Source organism: Pseudobacteroides sp. (genome assembly GCF_036567765.1).
Classification (GTDB): domain Bacteria; phylum Bacillota; class Clostridia; order Acetivibrionales; family DSM-2933; genus Pseudobacteroides.
In genome coordinates this window covers 1-2,335 of the sequence record NZ_DATCTU010000101.1, presented here as the reverse complement: position 1 = coordinate 2,335, position 2,335 = coordinate 1, and the positions used below count along the sequence as shown (strand labels likewise).

The following is a 2,335-nucleotide window of genomic DNA, read 5'->3' as shown; positions in this document are numbered from 1 at the left end:
GCAATAGGACGGCAGCTTGTTTTTGGCATTCATTCTTATAACGGCATCTATTTTAAAATTCAGGGAACCTGATATATTTTGTGTGTTGAACCTGGGGATTACATCCTTTTCCCAGTTGGTTTTGAAGGTGGTGGTTACCATGGCTTCATCCCTGTTTTCCGACATTATGTTGGCACTGGGAATGGTTATTTTCTGGTTAGTGCCTATGAGGGATATTTCGAAGTAGTCTGTACTGTACCAGTAATCGCTATTTCTGGCTTTTTCTTTTATTACCTGGGTGCTTGTCTCATCTTGGAAGTCGATGAAGGGGTTGGTGGTGATCCAAGAGCTTTTTTTACCGCTCTCTGAATCAGTATCTGTTTCCTCTATATACGAAGCATAAATTGGGTGAGAAATTACTAATATAAACACTACCGCTATCATTAATTTTCTCACTTACAACTCCTCCTCTATTTTATTATTAGTCAGCTGATTTATTTTTAAATTAACTATTTTACTAAACATTTCCTGCTCGGATCTGTTCCACTTTGCTAGTTCAATCTCCACATCATCTTCATACCATTTGCCTACATTAACAGATAATTTATTAGGCCTATTGTTTTCTTTTATACACCAGAGAAGTACCCCTTTTATTCGAACCCTACCATCATCACATATATATATCATAGATGTATCAGTAATGTATCTTCCTACAACTACTGCTTTGTCTTCAGTGGCTGTTTTTACAAATTTGTCCAACTCAGTTTCTGGTATAATTTTTTCACCACTTTTCCCAATATATTCATATCCGCTTGCTAAATATTTTTTTACTTCATTTTTAAACGTCAAATCAACAATGCGATAATCAACATTATTAAATGCCTCTATATACCCTTTGGCCTTCCGAATCAAATCCATAAGATATTCTTTGGTAAAAGCCTTCACAACATCCTTATTTGACATATAATGCCCCTTCATTACGCTGGTATCAACCTTCTGATTCTCAGGATACCCATTAAGCCTTGCCCTCTGTTCTGCTGCCAACGGAGGCATAACATAAGTTCCATCCGCCAAATCCTGCTGCCTCTCAATTTCCTTATAATACGCCTTCATCTTAATCCTGTACTCGTTAGGATCATCCCTGAACTCAAGCACTCTCACAATCATCTCTGTTACCTCAGCCCTTGTGGCAGTCTGGGTTGGCTTAAATGTCCTGAGTTTCTTGCTGTAGTAACCTCTAATGAGATATTCACTGAAAGCCGTATCTATCCATTTTGTATCAATTCCTGCTACATCTGTAAAAACAGGAGTTGAGGCAGCCTTTGGATCAAGCTTTAAAAGTCTCAAAATCATCTTTGCCATGTCCATACGTGCCATGCTGCCGTCATAGTTGTAGCCGTCCCCATCCTCTATAACACCAAGCTCTTTGGCCTTATCAACATAATTTTTATACCAAACATCCTTATGAAGCTCCTGTTTATAGCCTGCTGCTGCAAGCAAAAGCTTAATAAACTCGGCAGTCTTAATTGAGTTTTTGGGTTTGAATGTGCCATCACTGTATCCATCAATTCCTCTTAGGCCAACAAGCTTTGAAAGGTTACTTGTATACCAGTCCGCAGCCTTTATATCCTTAAACCTTTTTGTAGTGTATGTAACAAGACTGTTTAGCTTCTCTCCTGCTAGCTTTATATTTGGTTCCTTCCCTCCAAATATGGTGCTAAGCTCTGTTTCAGCGGTTGAAGCTGCAGCAAAAAAACAGATTGAATTTCCTGAAGCAAATATTAATACAACTAATAAAGAAACAAACCTTACAATCCTATTTCTCATCATTTTGCCATTCCTCCCGGAATTTTATTATACAATATCAAGACTGGATTACATTAGAACACCAATGAAAAATCACTTCCGCTTTTGAACAGGTATTGACGAATTAAGTCAACACATGAGCGAAATTTATAGCGGAAGTTATTTTTTGATCATAACTAAATATGCTAAATCTATTCGTTAATCTACTTAATTATATCATTTATCGGAACAATTTTGAAATTAATATACATTAAAATCATCTATTGGTATTCTTATGTTGTATAGTGCACCCATAAGGTAATTCCATATTTTTTCGCTGGGCAAAGAATTGAAAATCTATAATATTTTTGTGATATAATATTATAAGTTTATTATTATATCACTTTGTGATAAATTAATGACTTTAAATCATTAGTGTTGCAAAAAATTTTCAGCAAAAAGTCAATGTAAATTCATTACTGGTATAGCTTGCACCCATAAGAAAATAATGGGTAGTGCAAGAGAAAAAGAGAGTAGCCTCTTAAGGCTGAACACTATAAAATTTAAAAAC

The 2,335-nt window shown here is 35.8% G+C and carries 2 protein-coding genes; both read right to left on the bottom strand.

Annotation, left to right across the window (positions count from 1 at the left end):
* On the bottom strand, window positions 1–435 hold a 435-nt coding region (locus VIO64_RS16050), incomplete at its 3' end, for a hypothetical protein (protein ID WP_331920052.1).
* Window positions 436–1,809, bottom strand: coding sequence for an S-layer homology domain-containing protein (locus VIO64_RS16045; RefSeq protein WP_331920050.1), 1,374 nt, complete (start codon window positions 1,807–1,809; stop codon window positions 436–438). It abuts the gene before it with no gap.
* Window positions 1,810–2,335: the final 526 nt, after the last annotated feature.

Excerpts from the sequence above, each read along its gene's own strand:
- VIO64_RS16045 (WP_331920050.1), bottom strand. The coding sequence starts at position 1,809 with ATGATGAGAAATAGGATTGTAAGGTTTGTTTCTTTATTAGTTGTATTA.